The 23,251-nt window shown below is 37.8% G+C and carries 1 protein-coding gene; it reads left to right on the plus strand.

Annotation, left to right across the window (positions count from 1 at the left end; all coding sequences use genetic code 11):
• Window positions 1–402: 402 nt before the first annotated feature.
• Window positions 403–23,094, plus strand: coding sequence for a C80 family cysteine peptidase (locus tag AB8525_RS10120; protein WP_369177756.1), 22,692 nt, complete (start codon window positions 403–405; stop codon window positions 23,092–23,094).
• Window positions 23,095–23,251 lie beyond the last annotated feature (157 nt).

Below are 23,251 nucleotides of genomic sequence, written 5' to 3' on the forward strand. Positions count from 1 at the left end.
GGCGATAATGTTAGTACATAAGGAATATAACTTGGTGATTTTCTTAAACCCAGTTCTAGCAGAGTTAAGGTGGAGTTTGGATTCAAACTAATAGAGTTTATTGTTCACTCATGTAACTGATGCTATTTATAAAAAGTAATGACATAAAAGCACTAATTATTGTCCGTTTTAGCGTGCTTAAAAAAAACAATTATCAGCACTTTATTAGTGTCAGCACTTTTTATAAATGGTATTGGAGAATGCAGAAAATAATGTGTTTTAATCAAAAATGAGAGTGGTCAATTATTTAACGAGTTTTTTAATGAAAAAAAGTGCATATTTTATGTGTTCTATAAGTTGTAACCAATTAATGTAGCGGTCTCTTATAGTCCGAATTTTATAATTATAAATTAAGTTTTTTTTATGGGTTTTGTAGCAAATATAGTTAATGATGCTGTTGATTTTGTAGAAGAGGTTGCTGATAGTGCCGGCTACTTTATTACAGGGAATTACGAGGGAGATAATGGCGATAACACCATTACTGCTGTAGGTGTTGCCGTTTGGGGTAGTGGCATCAAGACTTACGGGGGGAACGATACAGTCCATGCTGCTAGTTTAAAACTTGATGTTTATGACACTTGGGGGAATTTAAGTGTTCATGGGGCCGCTGGTTTTATGAATATTAGCAAAACTGACTGGGGTAATATTTCTGTCTATGGGGCTGCTGGTGCAACAAATATACAACATACTGGGCGTTCGGGTAATATTACTTATGGCGGTGTAGCTGCATCTAATTATCTATATCTTAGTGGTAATTCAGGCAATATTACTTTCGTAGGTGCAGGTATAAAAAATCAGGTTATCAATAGTGCAAATCGCGGCAATATTTCTTTTGAGGGTATTGGTGCATCTAATATTGTAAAGCGTATAGGCGGGAGTTTTGGTAATATTAATTTCAAGGGTGGCGGTGGATCAAATAAAGTTATCAATAGTGCGAATGATGGCAATATTAATTTTGTTGGTACGGGGATTAGTAATCAAGTAAGTCGTTTAGGTGGATACCGCGGTAATATTTCTTTTGTGGGTATTGGTGTAGGTAATCATATTGTTAATACTGCTCAATACGGTAATATTGATTTTGTTGGCGGTGGCGGTGCTAATATCATCGATCATGCTAGCAGTGGCTATGTTTTCTTTACAGGCATTGGAATAGCAAATGTTATTACTCAAACAGGTGACCGAGGTGACCTTAGGTTTATTGGTGGCGGTGCTGCTAATATTATTAGGAATACGGCTCGGATTGGCAATATTAATGTTGTCGCTGCTGGCATTGGCAATTACATTGAGCGTTCTGGACAAGAGGGCGATGGTGATTTAACTTTATTGGGTGGTGGTAATGTTGTTGTTTGGTCAACGCATGGTCGGCTTAATGCAAGGCTTGGTGGTGTGCGTATTAATACATTAAGTAGGACTGGGCGTGGTAATACAAATTTAATATTAGTGTCGTTAGGTAACATTGTCAATGTTAAGGTCTCTAAAGGTGATTTGAACTTAATAGGTGCTGGTGTAGCAAATGTTGTAACTTACGAAGGGCGAGGTAATTTAAATGCTTATTTAATCGGTGGTGCAAATGTTATTACTCGGCTTGGTTCTGGGCATTCAAGTCTATATCTTTTAGCAGGTGCTAATATTTTCACTGATTTCTCTGTAGGCGATGTTAGTGGCACTTTATTTGGAGGGCTGAATGTTGTTACCAAAAAAGGCAGGGGTAATATTGATATAGTGATGTGGGGTGGCGGTAATGTTTTAACGCATATAGGTCGTGGAAATATTAAAGTAAATATGCTGGGCGGTGGCAATATCATTACTAAAGTAGGTAATGGCGATGTTTGGGCATTAATGTTTGGCGGGTTAAATGTTTTTACCCATGTTGGTAAGGGTAATAATTATCTGTTAATGCTAGGTGTGGGTAATGTTGCCACTAAAACAGGCGATGGCGATGTTATTGTTGGTATGTTTGGTGTTGGCAATGTATTGACACATGTTGGTAACGGCATGACGGCGGCACTAATGGTCTCTGTAGGCGGTAATATTTTCACCAAGGTTGGAGATGGTCCAACATTCGCACTAATGCTCTCATTAACGGGTAATATTTTTACCCATATTGGAGATGGACCTAGTGCTGCTTTAATGTTAGGTGGGCAAGCCAATATCTTTACCAAAGTTGGTGATGGTATAACAGTAGCCGTAATGGTCGCAGGTCAAGCCAATGTCTTTACTCATGTTGGTGATGGCTTTAGTGCCGCCTTAATGCTAGGTGGACAAGCCAATATCTTTACTAAAATTGGTGACGGCACAACGCTTGCTGTTATGGTTGGTGGCTTCAATGTTTTCACCCATATTGGCAATGGTTTTTCAGCTGCATTTGCGATTGGGCAAGCCAATATTGTTACTAAAGTTGGGTCAGGTGATTTAATAACAGCTGCTATCGGGCAAGCAAACATTGTTACACATATAAATTTAGAGGGTAATGGCAATACCATGAGCTTGGTTGTTGGTAGGGCAAATATTGTAACCAGAGTATCTTCATTGGCTGATTTTTCAGTTACTGTATCGCCGTTAGATTCTGTAGTTTCAGACCCTGTTTTAGATAGACACCGTTTATTTCCAAGGGGCGATGTATTTTCAGCGCCGCAAAAATTCCTAACTTCAGGCATTGATGCACTTAAAACAACGGGTGTTGCACTATTGGGTAAAAATAATGAAGGCAGTATGGTTACCTTTGCAGTGGGTCAAGCCAACATTATCACCCATATTGGTAATGGTGCAATGTTAGCTGTGGGCATTGGTCAAGCCAATATTATTAGTAAAGTTGGGTTGGGGCAAACTATACAGGCAGGTATTGGTAAAGCCAATATACTCACTTCAGTTGGCGATAATGACAGTTTGCAAATTGCCATTGGTAAGGCTAATATTGTTACTAAGGTGGGTTCTGGTTATAGTTCAATGATTGCTATTGGCAAGGTTAATATTACTACTAAAGTAGGGGATGGCTTTCATTTAGGTGCATCTATTGGTAAATTCAATGTTAATACCAATGTTGGCGATGGCGTTGCAATTAATGTTATGGTCGGCAAATACAATCTTAATACCCGTGTAGGGCATGGTGTTAATGTCGCTGCAATGAAAGGTGATTACAATGCCAATGTGCGTTATGGTGACGGAATGGATGTTCTTGTGGCAGCAGGTAAAGGCAATATTAGCGTCAAAATTGGCGATGGCGATTATTATGGTGCTATGATTGAAATGGGTACCAAAGAAAGCCCTGTTGAGAAGATGAAATCTTTAATGCAAGGTATGCTTTCAAATTTAAAAGAAACAGCTAAAAGTCTTTTAGTTAGCCAAACTATAGCAACTATGGTTAATGGCGAAGATGCAGATACAACTAAAACACGCGGCAGTAGCCATTCTACTCCTAAGAAAGACCAGGACCAAGACTATGGCGACACTTCAAATATGCAATCTGTTAATAAAAATGTTGACCAAACACAATATCAGCCAACAGATGCGAATCAAGATTCAGATATAGACACACAATCACAAAAAGACAAGCAAACCGTTAACTCTTTAAAATCGGATACACAAGTCAACGAAGAAGATGCCAATAAAGATGCACAGGAAGTTACTCGGGTTTTGGGTGATAATAACCAGTCTAATTTAATGCAAAACACAGGACAGGGAGATTCCCAGGCACTGGACGAATTAAATAAAATAGGACAAAGTAAGAATCATAATAGTTATACTCAATTTGGTAATGTTGATAAAGTAAAGGAAAAAGCCAATAAAGACATTAAAGACAGTCAATCAGGCATTGAAAAAAGTAAATCCACCTCACAAGAAAACTTAGACAAGTCCAATGAAAAATTAAAAGACAATCAATTGCATCAACAAGAATATCATCAAAAAGTAAAACAAGATTTAGAAGGGAGTAATCAAAATTCCAACACTTTAAATGCCAAGCAAAATCATACAGGTGGACCAGTCCCGATAAAAACCAATGCTTGGCAAGTTGATGCCACCGATTCAGACAATGGCGTGTTTACCATTGGTGATGAAATTAAAGTAAGGGTAACTTTAAATAAAACAGTTACTTTGGCAAATGTTGGTAGCAATAAAGTCGTTATTGCGGGTAAAGATTTCTTATTAACAGGTGTAAATGGTGCCACTACGAATGTATTGAATTTTACTTATATCGTCAAAGCCAATGATAAACTTAACACCACTTTTGATATTGACAGTAAAGAAGATATTGTTTTAACTGGTATTAAAGATACAGATGGTAACAGTATTGACCTTAGTGGCATTACAGGTAGTATAGTGCTTGGCGACACTGTTAGTAAAAATCTTACTTTAAATAATAAAAATTTAGCAACCGTCAGCACTAATGTTAGTCGTTGGCATAACGGCAATACTGCCGCTAATATTCGAAAAATGACTGATGGCAATACCAGTACAAGCGGCGCATTAGATTATGCCACACACCCAATGGATGCTAATGGGAAGCATATCTTGTTTGATTTTAAAAATATAGAATATACTGACGGCACTTTTAAACTTTATAATCGAACGGGTGCTGCTCCAGGTAGAGTTAATGGCTCAATCGTTGAATTCTTTAAAAACGGAGAAATGGTTTCAACGCATACCATCAAAAATGCGGGCAATATTGTTGAGATTTCTCCGCCAGTTGACACCTTCTTTGACCAAGTTAAACTTACCTTTAGTGGCAACCTGCAAAACTTCCGCGAAATTGAAATTTTCGGTAAAAATCAAAACTTATTAATAGATTCTGGTGCACCCAAACCATTAGCAACCAACGCCTGGCATATTGATGCCAGCGATGCAACTAATGGTGTATTTACTATTGGCGATGAAATTAAAGTAACACTTACTTTGGATGAAGCAGTAACTTTGGCAAATGTTGGTAGCAATAAAATCGTTATTTCTGGCAGGGATTTTCTTTTGACAGGTGTGAATGATAGTTTTACTAAAACACTGGCGTTTGTTTACACTGTAAAGGCCAACGACAGAATCAGTGCTGCTAATTTTAATATTTATAATAAAGATATTGTTCTAAGCAATATTAAAGATGCAGATGGCAATGCTGTTGACCTTGATAGCGTTACTGATATTGTTAAACTTTCTAGGGAAGCACTTAGCACTGATTTTATTGTTGGTGGTGGTAATAAAATAACCCAAACTAACGGCACTTATCAAAAAACTTCTGGTGCTGACTGGGATGCGGATGTTTTTTCCTCCAAGGGCTTTGTTGGCGATGGTTATGTTATTGCTAAGATTGGTGCTCTTAATAAAAATATGATGCTTGGACTCTCAAGTGACAATACCAACAGTTCTAGTATTGATTATGCTTTGTATGCAAATGGCAGTACTGGCAATAAGTTTGTAATTTATGAGCATGGCAAGCACAGTTACGACACAGGCGTTACTTATGCAAATGGCGATTATATGAAGGTTGTCAGGGAAGGAGCCGAAATACAGTATTACCATATTAAAGCAGCTGATGGGCCGCTTGCCACAGGCACTTTGATACATACTTCGGCTAAAACTTTAAATGCAGATACTAAATTATTCTTAGACAGTTCATTTCTAAGTGTAGGTGCCAAATTATCAGATATGCAAATTTTTAATGGTAAGAATTCCCCGTTATCAATAGATGTGCATGCGCCAAAACCAGTTGTTAACGCTTGGCGTGTTGATGCGAGTGATGCAACTAATGGCGTATTTACCATTGGCAATAAAATCAAAGTAACACTCACTCTGGATGAGGCGGTTACGCTAGCAGGTGTCGGAAGAAATAAAGTGGTTATTGCAGGTAAAGATTTCTTGTTAACAGGCAACAATGGCACTACTACCAAGACATTGGACTTTACTTACACCGTCAAAGTTAATGATAGAATTAACGCTGTAGATTTTGATATTGATAATAAACATGATATTATTCTGGCTAATATTAAAGATACAGACGGTAATTATGTTGATTTGAGTAGCATTACTGGTTCTACTAAATTGAATGCCACAAAACTTAATACCGACTTGAGCGTTAGTAGTGATAATAAAATGTCCAAAACTAACGACACCTATGAAAAAACCGCTAACGCCGCTTGGGATGCTGATGTTTTCTCCTCCGAAGGGTTTATGGGTGATGGTTATGTTATTGCTAAAATTGGCACTCTTAATAAAAGAATAATGCTTGGACTCTCAAGCGACAATACCAACAGTTCTTATAATAGTATTGATTATGCTTTGTATGCAGACGGCGGTATTGGTAATAGATTTGTAATTTATGAAGATGGCGTTCGTCAGAAAGGGACAGGGGCTGTTTATGCAGTTGGCGACTATATGAAGGTTGTTAGAGAAGGCACCACAGTAAAATATTACCACATCAAGGCAGTTGATGGTCCACTTGCCGCAGGGAATTTACTCTACACTTCAACTCAAGCCTCAAGCATCAATACCAAACTGTTCTTAGACAGTTCGTTCTACGAAAAAGGTGCCCAATTGTCAGATATGCAAATCTTTAGTGGTGCGCCTTTGGCACTTTCAGTAGATGTAGGTGCACCAAAACCAGTTGCCAATGCTTGGCATGTCAACACTGCTGATGCCACTCAGGGTGTATTTACCATTGGCAATGAAATTAAAGTAACACTGACCTTGGATGAAGCAGTAACTTTGGCGAATGTCGGTAGCAATAAAATCGTTATCGCCGGTAAAGATTTTTTATTAAAAGGTGCAAATGGCGCTCTTACCAAGACACTAGAATTTTCTCATATCGTTCAGGCTAATGAGAAAATCAACACAGCTTTTTATATTAACGATAAGCGCGATATTATCTTAACCGACATCAAAGACTCAAGCGGTAATAACATCAATTTTGATGATATCGTTGAGGGTGTAGATTTAAGCCCTGAGATTCAAAATATTGCCTTAAATAGCAAAGGACTAGCGACCATCACCACTAATATTGACGCTTGGCATCAAGGAGATGCTGCCGCTAACATTAAACGAATGACTGACGGCAATACCAGTTCACATGGTGCGCTAGATTATGCCACACACCCAAATAATGCTGATGGCAAATATATGTTATTTGATTTTGGTGGTATTAATTACACCAATGGCAGTTTTAAACTTTACAATCGAAAAGCTGTTACCCACAGAATTAACGGCTCAACTGTTGAATTTCTCAAAGAGGGCAAGGTAGTTTCAAGGCGCACTATTAGATCTGCTGGTAATGTTGTTGAAATTATCCCAACAGCTGGCACAGCTTTTGATCAGGTTAAACTGACCTTTAGTGGTAGCGCACAAAACTTCCGTGAAATTAAGATTTTTGGTAAAAATTCAAATTTATCAATAGACTCTGGTGCACCAGAACCACTAGCATATAACGCTTGGCATGTTGACGCCAGTACTGCTACTAATGGCGTATTTACCATTGGCAATAAAATCAAAGTAACACTCACTCTGGATGAGGCGGTTACGCTAGCAGGTGTCGGAAGAAATAAAGTGGTTATTGCAGGTAAAGATTTCTTGTTAACAGGCAACAATGGCACTACTACCAAGACATTGGACTTTACTTACACCGTCAAAGTTAATGATAGAATTAACGCTGTAGATTTTGATATTGATAATAAACATGATATTATTCTGGCTAATATTAAAGATACAGACGGTAATTATGTTGATTTGAGTAGCATTACTGGTTCTACTAAATTGAATGCCACAAAACTTAATACCGACTTGAGCGTTAGTAGTGATAATAAAATGTCCAAAACTAACGACACCTATGAAAAAACCGCTAACGCCGCTTGGGATGCTGATGTTTTCTCCTCCGAAGGGTTTATGGGTGATGGTTATGTTATTGCTAAAATTGGCACTCTTAATAAAAGAATGATGCTTGGACTCTCAAGCGACAATACCAACAGTTCTTATAATAGTATTGATTATGCTTTGTATGCAGACGCTGGCGCTGGTAATAGATTTGTAATTTATGAAGATGGCGTTGGCAAGAAAGGGACAGGGGCTGTTTATGCAGTTGGCGACTATATGAAGGTTGTTAGAGAAGGCACCACAGTAAAATATTACCACATCAAGGCAGTTGATGGTCCACTTGCCGCAGGGAATTTACTCTACACTTCAACTCAAGCCTCAAGCATCAATACCAAACTGTTCTTAGACAGTTCATTCTACGAAAAAGGTGCCCAATTGTCAGATATGCAAATCTTTAGTGGTGCGCCTTTGGCACTTTCGGTAGATGTAGGTGCACCAAAACTATTGTTAACTAACCCTTGGAAGGTTGATGCCAATAATGCAAAAAATGGTGTGTTTACTGTTGGCGATGAAATTAAAGTAACACTCGCTTTGGATGAAGCAGTTACTTTGGCAAATATTGGCAGTAATAAAATCATTATTGCGGGTAAAGATTTCTTCTTAACAGGTGCAAATGGTAGCTCTACTAGCACATTGGAGTTTACTCATACTATTAAAAGAGGTGATGGGTCAACCAGTATCGCAGATTTCAATATTCATAACAAGAATGATATTATTTTGACCAATATTAAAGATATAGACGGCAATATTATTGATATGAGTAGTATTACCAGTAGTGTCAATCTTGGTCATATCGCTAGCCAAAGTTTTCATGTGGCTAAAAATCAGCATTTATTAATAGATTGTAACGCCCCAACTCCACTAAAGTCCAACGCATGGCGTGTTAATGTGAATGATGCAATGAATGGTGTGTTCACAATTGATGATGAAATTAAGATAACACTTACCTTGGATGAAGCAGTTACCTTGGCAAACATTGGCAGCAATAAAATTATTGTTGCAGGTAAAGATTTTCTGTTAATAGGTGCAAATGGTGATATTACTAAAACATTGGAGTTTAGTCATACTGTCAAAGTGGGTGATGGCAGGATTGGTGCTAAAAACTTTGACATTAACAACAGAAATGACATTATTTTAGACGGTGTTAAAGACACAGACGGTAATGTGATTGACCTTAGTCATATTACCAACCCTGTTAAACTTTCTAGTACATTAATTAACACCGATTTTAATATTGGGGGTGGCAATAAAATAACCCAAGTTGGCAACACCTATGAAAAGACTTCCAGCAATGGATGGAATGCGGATGTTTCTTCTTCTAAAGGTTTTGTTGGCGATGGTTATGTTATTGCTAAAATTGGTGCTATTGGCAATAGAAAAAGAATGATGTTTGGACTCTCAGACAACAACACCAATAACTCTTATAACAGTATTGATTATGCTTTATATGCAGATGGCGGTATTGGCAATAGATTTGCTATTTATGAAAGTGGTAGGAAAAAGTATGAGAGCAATGTTGCTTATGCACTTGGTGATTATATGAAGATTGTCAAAGAGGGCGCTACAATAAAGTATTACCACATCAAGGCATCCGATGGCGTGCTTGCTACAGGTACTTTGATTTACACCTCAGATAAAAAAGTCTTAAATGCAAATACTGAATTATTTTTAGACAGTTCACTCCATGATGTAGGCACTAAGTTATCAAATGTGCAAATATTTAGTGGCAACAATCCAACATTCTCAATGAATGCAAAAACATCGACACTGTCAACTGATGACGCCTCAGGTCAGAGCAAGGACATATTAAATCAGACAACTTCTGGGTATGGAAGAAACTCTAGTGTTGACTCTAATTCTAATCATGATTCTACTGAAACCAGCACGCCAGACTCAAAAACACATGACAAAGAAACTCAAGATGGTGCCAATGGTGCTTCAACCAAAGCCAGAAAAGAGCAAGGAAAAGACCCATCAAGATGGTTTACAGATAAAAAACTGAATCAAAATTTTTCCAAAGGCTTATCATTTTCTCAAACACCGCAAGTTTTTATTCTGACAGATGATTCATATGAAAGTTTAAACTTAGGACTGTGGCTTAAAAAAGAGAACGACATTGTCATTTATTACAATACAAAAAATAATAAAATTGAATACTTATACGGCGAAGACAATGATATTGAAACAACCTATGTAGAGTATAAAATCATTGCTAACGGCAAGACTGTTGATACCCTGGTTGAGGATACCATCAATGACATTTATGTTGCAATAGATAAGAAGGTAAAAATAGGTAAAAAAGATGAAGTAGATGAAGGTGGTGTAGAAGATGAGATTGATACCGCAAGTATCGTCGCACAATTAAAACAAACCATCGCGACAATGAGAGCAAATGCTGGACTGCATAAGAATTGGCTAACCAGAAGAAGCTTTGAAAAATATAATTTGGATTTTGAAAATATATTTTGGCAAAGAGAAATGCAAGCACAAACCCCCGATTCCACTCTCAATTCAAACCCAAACCCAAATTCTGATACTTCCACCCCTAAAAAATCCAGATATCACAGTAATATCATTGTTCAAAATAGCAATGACAAAACCGTAGTTGAAGCCGCCAATGCCTTATTCAACAAACACCCCAACAACAGCATTATTGTCCAATTTGATAAAGACGGCAAACTGGTTACCCTAAAAGGTGATACCTACACCCCCACAGGCGACACTCGTGTTAATTTTGTTGATCATGGTGGTAACTTAAGCCAAGAAGGTGCCCAAGCCCTAGCCAATAAAGCGAACAAAATCCAGCAAGCCTATGGCAATGACAAAACCGACATCAATCGTATTGCTTTAGTGGGTTGTGATACCGATGGCGTTCGCCGAACACTTACCAAAGATTTTGCTAAAGCTGTTTATGAAAACGATATACTGAGAAAAACTGAAATAACAGGCAGAACAACGCAGATAGAAGTCAACCCTGATGGCACCAAGACTATGCAAACAGGCGGCACCAAGACGGTTTATAGTTGGGATGCAGACACAGGAGAAACCAAGCAAAGAACTGAAGCGGTTAAGAGTCATAGAGAAGTCTTGACGAATTCGTTAAGTGGGTATGATGCACAGGTCCAAAAAGTTAGACAATTACTTCAGGATACAGTAGAAGGTAGTGACCAACATACTGTCTTAAAGACCGTAGAGAGTAACCTCTTACTTGTTAAGGACACAAGACTTGAGGCTGCTCGGCTTTTATACTTTGCTTGTGACGCTTTACAACGACACTTGGAAAAACATCCCGATACAAATATTAAAGAACAAATGCTTGAATTAGACGGATTTCTCAAGCAAAAAATAGAAATTTCCAAAAAATTTATTGCCAGTGTGAAAGAAAGGTGGGATAAGAAAGATAAATGGGACGTAGGTAAGCAATCGTTTATAAGTTTTGTAAAAGAAAAAATCAAAGAAGGGTTCTTGTCAACCTCTGATCAGATTAATCTTTTGAATGAAATGACTAATGACATTGATCGTGTTCTAAAAGATAACGGCGAAGCAGAAGGAATCAAGGCATTTAAGCAACTTGACGACTCTTTAAAAGAGGTTGTAGAGGCAACTAATGACGCTCAAGAAAAGCTTAAAAGATGGGCGTTTAATAAAAACGAAGTGGAGAATACTAAAAACGAATCTATTTCAGCGAGGAAAAAATACATCCTTATTCTACAGTTAGACAGTAGTGCTACTACAGGAAGACTAGCGGGAAAGTATCCAACGAACAGCACAGTTATTCGAATAGATGAAAATGGGAATTATATGCATGTGTATGGGGCTGATTTAAGGGATATTCCTGAAGGCAATCTAAACATTAAAGTGGTGGGACATGGTAATGATACAAGTATATCAGGGAGAAATCCTGAAGCTATCGCTCAATATATTGAGCGAATAAGTAAAATTCTGCCTAAAGGGGCGGATATTGAAAAAGTAAGTTTGCATTCGTGCAATAACGGGAAAATATTCGCAGGAAGGTTGTTAACTTCTCTTGTGTCAAAATTAAATAAACACATAGTTGTTGACTCTAGATTAGGGATTCACCTCACTACATCAAATGGAAAATCATATGTCTTCTTTAATGACAAACCAGGTGAATTTCATACTAACCGTGCAAAAGTATCACTCACTTTTAATAAAAAAGGTGATATTGTAGAATTAAACCCTTACCCAGATCTGGATTATCATATTGTATTGGATGCAACCAAGGATTTGTCAGTAATACAAATACACGAGACTAAAAAATGGGCAACGCTTACAGGCAAGTTAAAGGTTAAAGTTGAGGCAGGCACACCAGAAGAAACAAAACAAAAGTTAATGCAATTACAGGAAAAATTGCCAAAAGGTGCTTCGATCGAAAAAGTGGATATTATATTAGATAACGAAGTTTTTGCATGGAGTTCTAATCTTAACGATATTGAATACATGAAATTTGCACGAGACATTAGCAAAAGCACGAACACAACCGTTTCTATGTATCACAACTCTAAAGACAGGGTATTTAGAGCGGCATATCGTTCCAAATACGATAACTCTACAGAATTATCAACATCAGGAAAATATATATATTTTTATGACAAAATGGATCGCACCCCTATAGAAATACTGTTTCAAGGCTTAGAAGGGCAAAAAATTATGGTTTTGTACAATCAATTTAACCATAATTTGAAAGCGAATCTTGATATTACATTTAAGTTCAATCTTTCAAATGGCACCCATCCAAAACCCGAGGATATTGAATTAATGTTGGCAGCAGCCAAAAATACCTTTGGGGAAAAAAGCGTGCAGAAAATATCTCTAAAAATATTTGGACATGAAGCCAACAAAACACTAAAGGAAAAAGAAAACATTGATAAATATCAAGCAATTATTAGACAAGTTGCAGCTGAAAATCCTGATGCCGCTATTTATCTATATGCAAATCCTAGTGTCTCTGTGTATCAATCTACAGGTGATAGTGGCGACCATCTGTTGCTTAGTAAGGGTCCATACGGTAAAGAAGTAAGGCATCACTTCGCCGACCCAGCCCCTCACCAAAACAAACCTCTCCAAGACTGGAGCGAACTAAGCGATGAGCAACGCCAAAAACTAAAAACCGAGTCCGAAAAAACCAAACCTAGTTTAGTTAATAACGACCACCACATCATCGTCCAAGGCGAAGATGATGTAAACGCCAGACAAGGTGCAATAAACTTAGCTTCAAAACACCCAGGACAAACTACCATTGTCCAAATGGACAAACAAGGCAATCTAAAAGTTGCCTACGGAACCAAACTCAAAGACATTACAGGCAAAGTTAAAATCTCAGTCATCGGCTACGGTAGAGAAGAGAGTGGCAATCACACACTCAGTGGCAGAAACCCCGAGGAACTTAGTGCAAACATCGCTAAACTCAAAAAAGAATTAAAAGCAGATAAAGTAAGCGTGCAACGCGTTAGTTTAGTGAGTTGTAACCTTGATTCAGGTAACCCAACTGATGACCAAGATGGGAGCTATGGTGAAGAGACACTTAAGAAGCTCCAGCAAGCAGGTCTTACAGATACCGATGTTGTTGTTAGAAGACAATATGTCGATATCAACCCAGATGGCACAAAAGTTACCTCAGACACAGGTGTGAGCAATTGGAAGCACAAAGAGAGCAAAACCAAGCGAGTCTATAGTCTTGATGTTGCTGGTAATGTCGTGGTTGAATACTATGACAACCAAGACACGCTTACTGACAGCTCATCAAGATACAAAACCAATATAGTACTCCAACTGTCAAATGACGAAACCGTCAAAAACGCAACGCAAGCCCTCGCCAATAAACACCCAGAAAACAGCTACATCGCCAAGATGGACGCTGATGGCAACATCAAAGTTTACAACCTAAAAGGCAACGAAGTCAATCTCGATGTAGGTGATAAATACCGTATCAATGTCGTAGGACACGGCTCTGAAATGAAGACATTAGGTGCACAAACTTTAACCCAACACATTCAAAACCTGCAAACACAACTTAAAATCGATATAAAAGACGAGGGTCGCATTAATTTGGTAGGCTGTGAAACAGACATAGCATCAAATGGCGATGTTAATTCCTTAACAAAATCAGTTGCAGAAAGACTATATGACAATGGCAAAGGCACAACCAAGGTAGAAGTAACCGGCAGAACAACACAGATAGAAGTCAACCCTGACGGCAGAAAGACTATGCAAACAGGTGGCACCAAGACGGTTTATAGTTGGAACCTTGAAAATGGTATAGTTAAAACCACTGAGCATGCCAAAAGCACTACAGATGTACTGACAAATCCTTTGGATAATTTTGGCGAGCAAATAGAGAAAATAAGAAAATTGCTTGAACAAAAGCAAACAAACAGTAAACATAAAGCAATATTATCCGAACTGCTCGATGTTTTTGTAAGAACACGAGAGAGTGGGTTTAGCAACGATGACAATTTTTCTAAAATGTATCAAATTGAATTAGACTTGGAGGCACATTTAAATGACCTAGTAAAAGTATCAAAAATTGATAGACCGTTAAGAGAGCTACTTACATTTACACATAGTCAAATAGAGGGTGATGTTTCAGATGTGGAAAGAGAATTTTCAAGACTCACAGAAAATGATGGATCTGAAGTTTCGAAACTTGTTGATTTCCACAAACTGTTACTCAGTCCTCGTTACGCCGACCACCCAAAAATAGTTGCATTAAGAGAATCGTCTTTAGAAAAAATAAAAACCAGTGTAGAGAATGCAATGACTACCATGATTGCTGAACAACATGGGCTTGATGTTGATGAATTAGTGCAAGTTAAGAAGCATGTTGATTATTTACAAAAGCATTTAACCTCTTTTGAAGATAGAAAGGCAACACAAGATCAATGGAAGGCACTACCATCCCCCGATAGTTTACTTAAATGGCAGTCTGTGAGTGTGAGCAACAAATATAGCATTACGCCTAAGGACGAGATTCATCGTGTTGTTGTTACTCTAGAAGATGATGGCACTATGATTGATTCTTCAGCGGCTATAGCAGGCAAGTATTACAATAACTCCACCCTGATTCAAATGGACGAACAAGGCAATTACAAGGTTTTGCACGGTCCCAGATTAAAGGATATCACAGGTGAGGTTAAAATTTTGTTTGATGGGCATGGTGATGAAGTAGCAGAAACAACAGGAGGCAGAAGTGCTACTGATATTGTTGACCACATTGTGCGTTTAAAACAAGACTTACCTAGCGATACAAAAGTCAAGCAAATTGACATAAAAGGGTGTAATTCAGGATTTTATATGGGAAAACATATTTTAACAGGAGCTAAGGCTAAAAATATTGATGTTACAGTTAGTACGAGATTAGGTGGAGTCATAACGGAAGATAATGGAAGGCAAACAGTAGACGGCGCTTACCACCTTGATGATAAAAAAATCATTTGGGAATATAATGAACAAGGCGAAATAACCCAAAAAACAGAGCTTTATCCAGATACTAAGTATCATCTCGTTGTTACTGTTGGCAAGGAAGGCGCATTCAATTACAACAAAAACGATTTATTGAAATTTAAAAATAATTTAAGAGTTCGTGTTATTGCCAGCACGCCTGAAGAAACTTTAGAAACGCTAAAAAAGCTTAAACAACAATTACACAATGACGGCATTGTGCCAATGGCACAAATAGATATAAGAATGGGTAAGGGTTCAGCAGATTGGACTAATGAACCTGATATGTATGCTTTTACAGAAAATTTACTAAAATATAGAGCAGAGCTTGATGCCAATATTTTGGTGCATAATGATTCTGGACCTAATAAAGGATCGATGGCTTTTGCCGATAACAATACATTTAATCAAAGGGTGAAGATATTTAGGACAAATCCAGCTGTTAATTTTGTATTTTATGACAGTTACACAAAAGATGTCGTTGGTTTTAACTATTTAAATAGAGAAAGTGTAATTTTACTGAATTCATCAATAGTAAGACCTAGTGTCGCTACTATATTGAAGCTTACTCTTGGCACAAATGATTATTCAAAAGATGACCTTTTGACAAGCTTAAAAAATGCACGAGACCTTAATCCAGGGCGACCTCATGGAGTAATAATCGTTACAGATGGAAATATAATTCAGCCTTCTTTGGATAAACATAAAGAACTAGTTGCGTATCTTTCTGATCAACTTAAGATGAGGGTGGTTGCATATCATTCATCTACTGGTCAAAGTGTAGCTGATAAGCCTTGGCTCTCAAAATCTCCTTTAGATCCCAAAGTGATAGAGCACCACGCCTTTGAACACCTAGCCGACCCCGCCCCTCACCAAGACAAACCCCTCCAAGACTGGAGCGACCTAAGCGACGACCAACGCCAAAAACTAAAAACCGAATCTGAAAAAACCAAACCCACTCTAGCCAACCACGACCACCAAATCATTCTCCAAACCGAAGACCATAAAAATGTCGGACAAAGTGCGCTAGACCTAGCCTCAAAACACCCCGGTCAAACTACCATTGTGCAAATAGATAAAGAGGGTAATCTTCGAGTGGTTTACGGAACAAAACTCCAAGACATCAAAGGCACCGTCAAAGTCTCTGCTATTGGCTATGGCAGAGAAGAGGGCGGTGTTCACACACTCGGTGGCAGAAACGCCAATGAACTCAGTAAAAACATTATTAAACTTAAACAAGGTTTAGATTCAAGCAAAACAACGATAGGGCGCATTAGTGCAGTAGGTTGTAACTTAAAAACAAACAATCCAACAGACGACCAAAGTAGTGGTTACGGTGAAGAACTTCTTAAGCATCTTAAACAATCAGACATTGGAGACGATGTAAGTGTTAGCGTCAGAAGTAAATATGTTGGTATCAACCCAGATGGTACAAAAGTTACCTCAGACACAGGAACAAGTAACTGGAAACACAAAGATGGCGAGGCAAAAACAACCTATGAAATGGGTAAAAATGGTGTTGTAACTAGTAGGTCATATGATAATAACGGTATTTTGGTTAGATATAACGGTCAGCATTTAGGCAAAGAAGGGTCTGATGACAATAGAAACCCATCTAAATACAAAACCAACATAATACTAGAATTACCAGGTGATGACACAGTTAAAAACGCCGCACAAGCCCTCGCCAATAAACACCCAGAAAACAGCTACATCGCCAAGATGGACGCTGATGGCAACATCAAAGTTTACAACCTAAAAGGCAACGAAGTCAATCTCGATGTAGGTGATAAATACCGTATCAATGTCGTAGGACACGGCTCTGAAATGAAGACATTAGGCGCACAAGCCCTAATCCAACACATTCAAAACCTGCAAACACAACTTAAAATCGATATAAAAGACGAGGGTCGCATTAATTTGGTAGGCTGTGAAACAGACATAGCATCAAATGGCGATGTTAATTCCTTAACAAAATCAGTTGCAGAAAGATTGTATGACAATGGCAAAGGCACAACCAAGGTAGAAGTAACCGGCAGAACAACACAGATAGAAGTCAACCCCGATGGTAGGAAAACTATGCAAACGGGCGGCACCAAGACAGTTTATAGTTGGAACCTTGAAAATGGTATAGTTAAAACCACTGAGCATGCCAAAAGCACTACAGATGTACTGACAAATCCTTTGGATAATTTTGGCGAGCAAATAGAGAAAATAAGAAAATTGCTTGAACAAAAGCAAACAAACAGTAAACATAAAGCAATATTATCCGAACTGCTCGATGTTTTTGTAAGAACACGAGAGAGTGGGTTTAGCAACGATGACAATTTTTCTAAAATGTATCAAATTGAACTAGACTTGGAGGCACATTTAAATGACCTAGTAAAAGTATCAAAAATTGATAGACCGTTAAGAGAGCTACTTACATTTACACATAGTCAAATAGAGGGTGATGTTTCAGATGTGGAAAGAGAATTTTCAAGACTCACAGAAAATGATGGATCTGAAGTTTCGAAACTTGTTGATTTCCACGAACTGTTACTCAGTCCTCGTTACGCCGACCACCCAAAAATAGTTGCATTAAGAGAATCGTCTTTAGAAAAAATAAAAACCAGTGTAGAGAATGCAATGACTACCATGATTGCTGAACAACATGGGCTTGATGTTGATGAATTAGTGCAAGTTAAGAAGCATGTTGATTATTTACAAAAGCATTTAACCTCTTTTGAAGATAGAAAGGCAACACAAGATCAATGGAAGGCACTACCATCCCCCGATAGTTTACTTAAATGGCAGCCTGTGAGTGTGAGCAACAAATATAGCATTACGCCTAAGGACGAGATTCATCGTGTTGTTGTTATTCTAGAAGATGATGGCACTATGATTGATTCTTCAGCGGCTATAGCAGGCAAGTATTACAATAACTCCACCCTGATTCAAATGGACGAACAAGGCAATTACAAGGTTTTGCACGGTCCCAGATTAAAGGATATCACAGGTGAGGTTAAAATTTTGTTTGATGGGCATGGTAATGAAGTAGCAGAAACAACAGGAGGCAGAAGTGCTACTGATATTGTTGACCACATTGTGCGTTTAAAACAAGACTTACCTAGCGATACAAAAGTCAAGCAAATTGACATAAAAGGGTGTAATCCAGGATTTTATATGGGAAAACATATTTTAATAGGGGCTAAGGATAAAAATATTGATGTTACAGTTAGTACGAAATTAGGTACAGTTACAACGGAAGATAATGGAAGGCAAATAGTAGACGGCACTTACCACCTCGATGATAAAAAAATCATTTGGAAATATAATGAACAAGGCGAAATAACCCAAAAAACAGAGCTTTATCCAGATACTAAGTATCATCTCGTTGTTACTGTTGGCAAGGAAGGTGCACTCAATTACAATAAAAACGATTTATTGAAATTTAAAAATAATTTAAGAGTTCGTGTTATTGCCAGCACGCCTGAAGAAACTTTAGAAACGCTAAAAAAGCTTAAACAACAATTACACAATGACGGCATTGTGCCAATGGCACAAATAGATATAAGAATGGGTAAGGGTTCAGCAGATTGGACTAATGAACCTGATATGTATGCTTTTACAGAAAATTTACTAAAATATAGAGCAGAGCTTGATGCCAATATTTTGGTACACAATGATTCTGGACCTAATAAAGGATCGGTGGCTTTTGCCGATAACAATACACTTAATCAAAGGGTGAGGATATTTAGGACAAATCCAGCTGTTAATTTTGTATTTAATGACAGTTACATGAAAAATGTCGTTGGTTTTAGCTATTTTAATAATAATAATAGAGGACGTGTAATTTTACTGAATTCATCAATAGTAAGACCTGGTGTCGCTACTACATTGAAGCTTACTCTTGGCACAAATGATTATTCAAAAGATGACCTTTTGACAGGCTTAAAAAATGCACGAGACCTTAATCCAGGGCGATCTTATGGAGTAGCAATCGTTACAGATGGAAATATAATTCAGCCTTCTTTGGATAAACATAAAGAACTAGTTGCGTATCTTTCTGATCAACTTAAGGTGAAGGTGGTTGCATATCATTCACCTACTGGTCAAAGTGTAGCTTATAAGCATTGGCTCTCAAAATCTCCTTTAGATCCCAAAGTGATAGAGCACCACACCTTTAAACACCTAGCCGACCCCGCCCCTCACCAAGACAAACCCCTCCAAGACTGGAGCGACCTAAGCGACGACCAACGCCAAAAACTAAAAACCGAATCTGAAAAAACCAAACCCACCCTAGCCAACCACGACCACCAAGTCCTCATTCAGGGCGAAGACGATGCAAATGTCAAGCAAAGCACACTAGACCTAGCCTCAAAACACCCCGGTCAAACTACCATCGTGCAAATAAGCAAAGACGGCTCTCGTCGAGTAGTTTACGGCCCTAAACTCAAAGACATTGCAGGCAAAGTCAAAATAGTAGCCGTTGGTTATGGCAGAGAAGACAATGGCGTGCATACACTGGGTGGCAGAAGTCCTGATGAGTTAAGTGATAACATCGTCAAACTCAACCAAGATTTAGACCAAAGTAAAGTAACTATAGGCGTTGTCAGTATGTTGGGCTGTAATCTAGGTGCAGACAACCCAACTGATAATAGTAACAGTACCTATGGTTCAGATACGCTTATAAAACTCAGAGAAAAAGGTGTTTCTGTTGATGAAGTAAGAGTCAGAAACACCTATGTGGGTATTAATCCAGATGGCACAAAAGTTACCTCAAGTACAGGTGATGGGGAATGGATACATAAAGACAGTAAAGCCAAACTCATTTACAGTTTCAATGCAACTGGTGAAGTGATTAGTAAAGTTTATGACAATGAGGGAACTTTAATTAAATACAATGGTCAGGACATAGGGGAGAGTGATACAAATGATAATAAAGACCAACAAGATGCAGACGATAAACAGCAACAGCAAGATGAGAAGAAAAAACAATTAGCAGCGGAGGCGGAAAGAACCAAACAAAAATTAAATGATATTGATAAACTACAAACTGATTTTGCTAATTCAGTTGACCAAAGTAAACTTAAAAGACCGCTTAATAATCAAGACGATAAAGATGATAAAAAGAAAAAGAAGAAGAAAAAGACCCCACCTTCTTTTAATGTTCAAATTGATATTGGTAATGGCGATCATGCGACTTTCTTTGGTGGCTCCAACAACCTAGATATTAAAGTTGGCAACGGTGCACACCACACACTGATGTACGGCGATAACAATGTTTTGATTAGCATAGGTAGTGCTGGTAATACTGATCGTTTTGTTAAAATTGGTGATTATCGTGCACTAGAAGGTGTGCAAGTCTTAATAGGCAATAAAAATATTGTGGTTAATCACGGTGTTAGGAATGATTTAATCATTGCAACTGACCCTTCTTTCCCAATGATTCCATTTGTCAACCCCTTTGATGGCTCAGCCAATGTTTTGGGGTCTTTGAAAAAAATGTCTGCCTTAAGTAATTCTGAACAAAATGCATTGTGGAGTTGGAAAAAAACTGCAAAGTTTGCAATTGATATGAGCTCTTTAGACAGCAATAGTGATACTGTATATAAAGATATTTTAACCCGTGGCAGTCAAAATAAAGTTTCTGACAGAGGGTTAAAATATGATGTAGAAATGACCCTCAACAAAAAATCCAATGAGTTTATGCAAATGAGTCAACAAAAACAACAGCAAAAACAAAGTTTTAAAGATGAAATAGATAATTTCAGTTTAAATTTGACTATTGGCGGACAAGGTTCGGATATATTGATTGGCAATGGCAACTTTAGTTTTATGTTTGGCGATACCGTTTCTTCCGTCTTAGACACCACTGTTGCTTCATTATTTGGCATTATGCAACAAGAATTCACTAAAGATGGGCAGCCAGGTACTACTTTTACTTACACACCAGCCAATCAAAAAACGCAATTTATCAACAGTATGCTGAATGAAGTAGCATCTCATGCAGACGATGTTACCTTTGGCGATATATTGGGTTATGAATACGCCGATAATGGTGCATGGGCTAAAACTAATGCAAGAGGATACAATCTATCAATCTCAGAAATACTAAAAGGACTACTTGGGACAGTATCTGACACTTTCGAAAATTCCATCCAAGCTTTATCTGAACCAGAACGCATAGTTAATGCATTAAAAGCGAGCTGGGGTACTGTTGCAGATATGGCAGAAAATACCTATGAAGCATTAGGTATGAAGGAAGCAATAGAAGGCTCCAAAAAAGCAGCGAAAAAAGCAGAAGAAGAGAAAAAAGCAGAAGAAGAGAAAAAAGCAAAAGACGACTCAGTAAAACCAGACGATAAAGACAAAGATGATAGCAAAGACAAAGATGATGACAAAGACAAGGCCAAAACTGGGACTGAAAAGAAAAAAGCCTTTGGGTTTGGTGGAATCAAATTACCGTCATTATTTGATTTAACTGCAAAGAACTTGATAGAAACCCTACAAGACTTGCCCGCATTGGCAAAAACGCTAGCCAGTAGTATTTCTTCTATTTCTTCAGAAGCCTCTAACATAAAAGAGGAAACGGTTAAATTTTTCTCAGATAGCGGGCATATGACTAATGATGGTGATCTATTTTTCAATATAGGCGCTCAAAACTTTGCATGGGGCGGCGATGGTAAAGATTTATTTGCATTAATGGGCACCAACAACAATGTTTGGGGTGGCAGAGGGGATGATGTTGCTTATGTTATTGGTGAAGGTAATACCATTAGTGGAAATGAGGGAAATGATAGCGCAGTTTATGTGGGGCAAAATCATATGTTTATTGGCGGTGAAGGCAATGATGTTGCTGTTGCTTCTGGTCGATACAATACTTTATTTGGTGGCACAGGAGAAGACCAACTTTGGGCATTTGGAGAAAGAGCTTATATCACAGGTAATAAAGGCGACGATTATCTAGTATCTACTGGTAATTATGGTAAAGTTTACGGCAATGAAGGCGATGATGTTGGGATCTTAATTGGTGCCTACAATAGGATGGATTTAGGTGAAGGAGATGACCATGGAAAAGTATTCGGCAATAGGAACAGAGTTTATTTAGCCAGTGGCAACGATGAGTTGGAAGTTGCTAGCCACCAATCTTTTGTTTTTGCTGAATCTGGTAATGATTATATATATATGCATAAAAACTCAACTGAAAACCAAATTGATGCAGGAGAGGGGGATGATTTACTGTATCTAGGAGGTGAAGACAATGTCGTAATTGGCGGTAGTGGTGCCGATGTATTTGTAGTTGGAAATGACAATATATCTAGCATCCTTTCTGTTGATGGTAGCGATTACATTACATTTGATTTAAACAGTTATCAGGATACTATGTATTATCGTGATAACAACGACCTTTTAATCAAACACCAATCACTGGTAAAGCCAGAGAAGCCAGCTGATGACGATTCAAATATTGAAATTGCTAAGCAATATAGATCTCAAGATGGAGAAGTTTTAATTGAGGATTATTTTTCTGATACTGATACCGATGCTAGTGGTGTAAAAATTTGTATTGATATTGACACCAAAAACAATCGTTATCATTATTTGGAAAAAGAGCAAGTGAGTAAATTGGTTGAATACATGTCAACTTTTGATTCGTTTGCTGACACTACAGGAGATCCCAACTATCAAAAAGAAGTTAATCAATTGTGGTCTAAGGCTCAAGTTGGGTATAATGTACCCTCAAGCATAAACAGCTTAACTTAAAAAATAAAAAAAAGTTTAAAAATCATAACATTAAAGGGAGACCTTTGCATAAATATGAATAATCATCAAAACGCCATCTTTCATCAAATTACAAACTTTTTAAAAAACACCCTTAGCCCTGCTAGGAGTGGATTTAAAAAATTTCCAATTTAATAAA

It is taken from the genome of Candidatus Thiodubiliella endoseptemdiera, from assembly GCF_964212635.1.
GTDB classification, from domain to species: domain Bacteria; phylum Pseudomonadota; class Gammaproteobacteria; order PS1; family Pseudothioglobaceae; genus Thiodubiliella; species Thiodubiliella endoseptemdiera.

Excerpts from the sequence above, each read along its gene's own strand:
- AB8525_RS10120 (WP_369177756.1), top strand. The coding sequence starts at position 403 with ATGGGTTTTGTAGCAAATATAGTTAATGATGCTGTTGATTTTGTAGAA.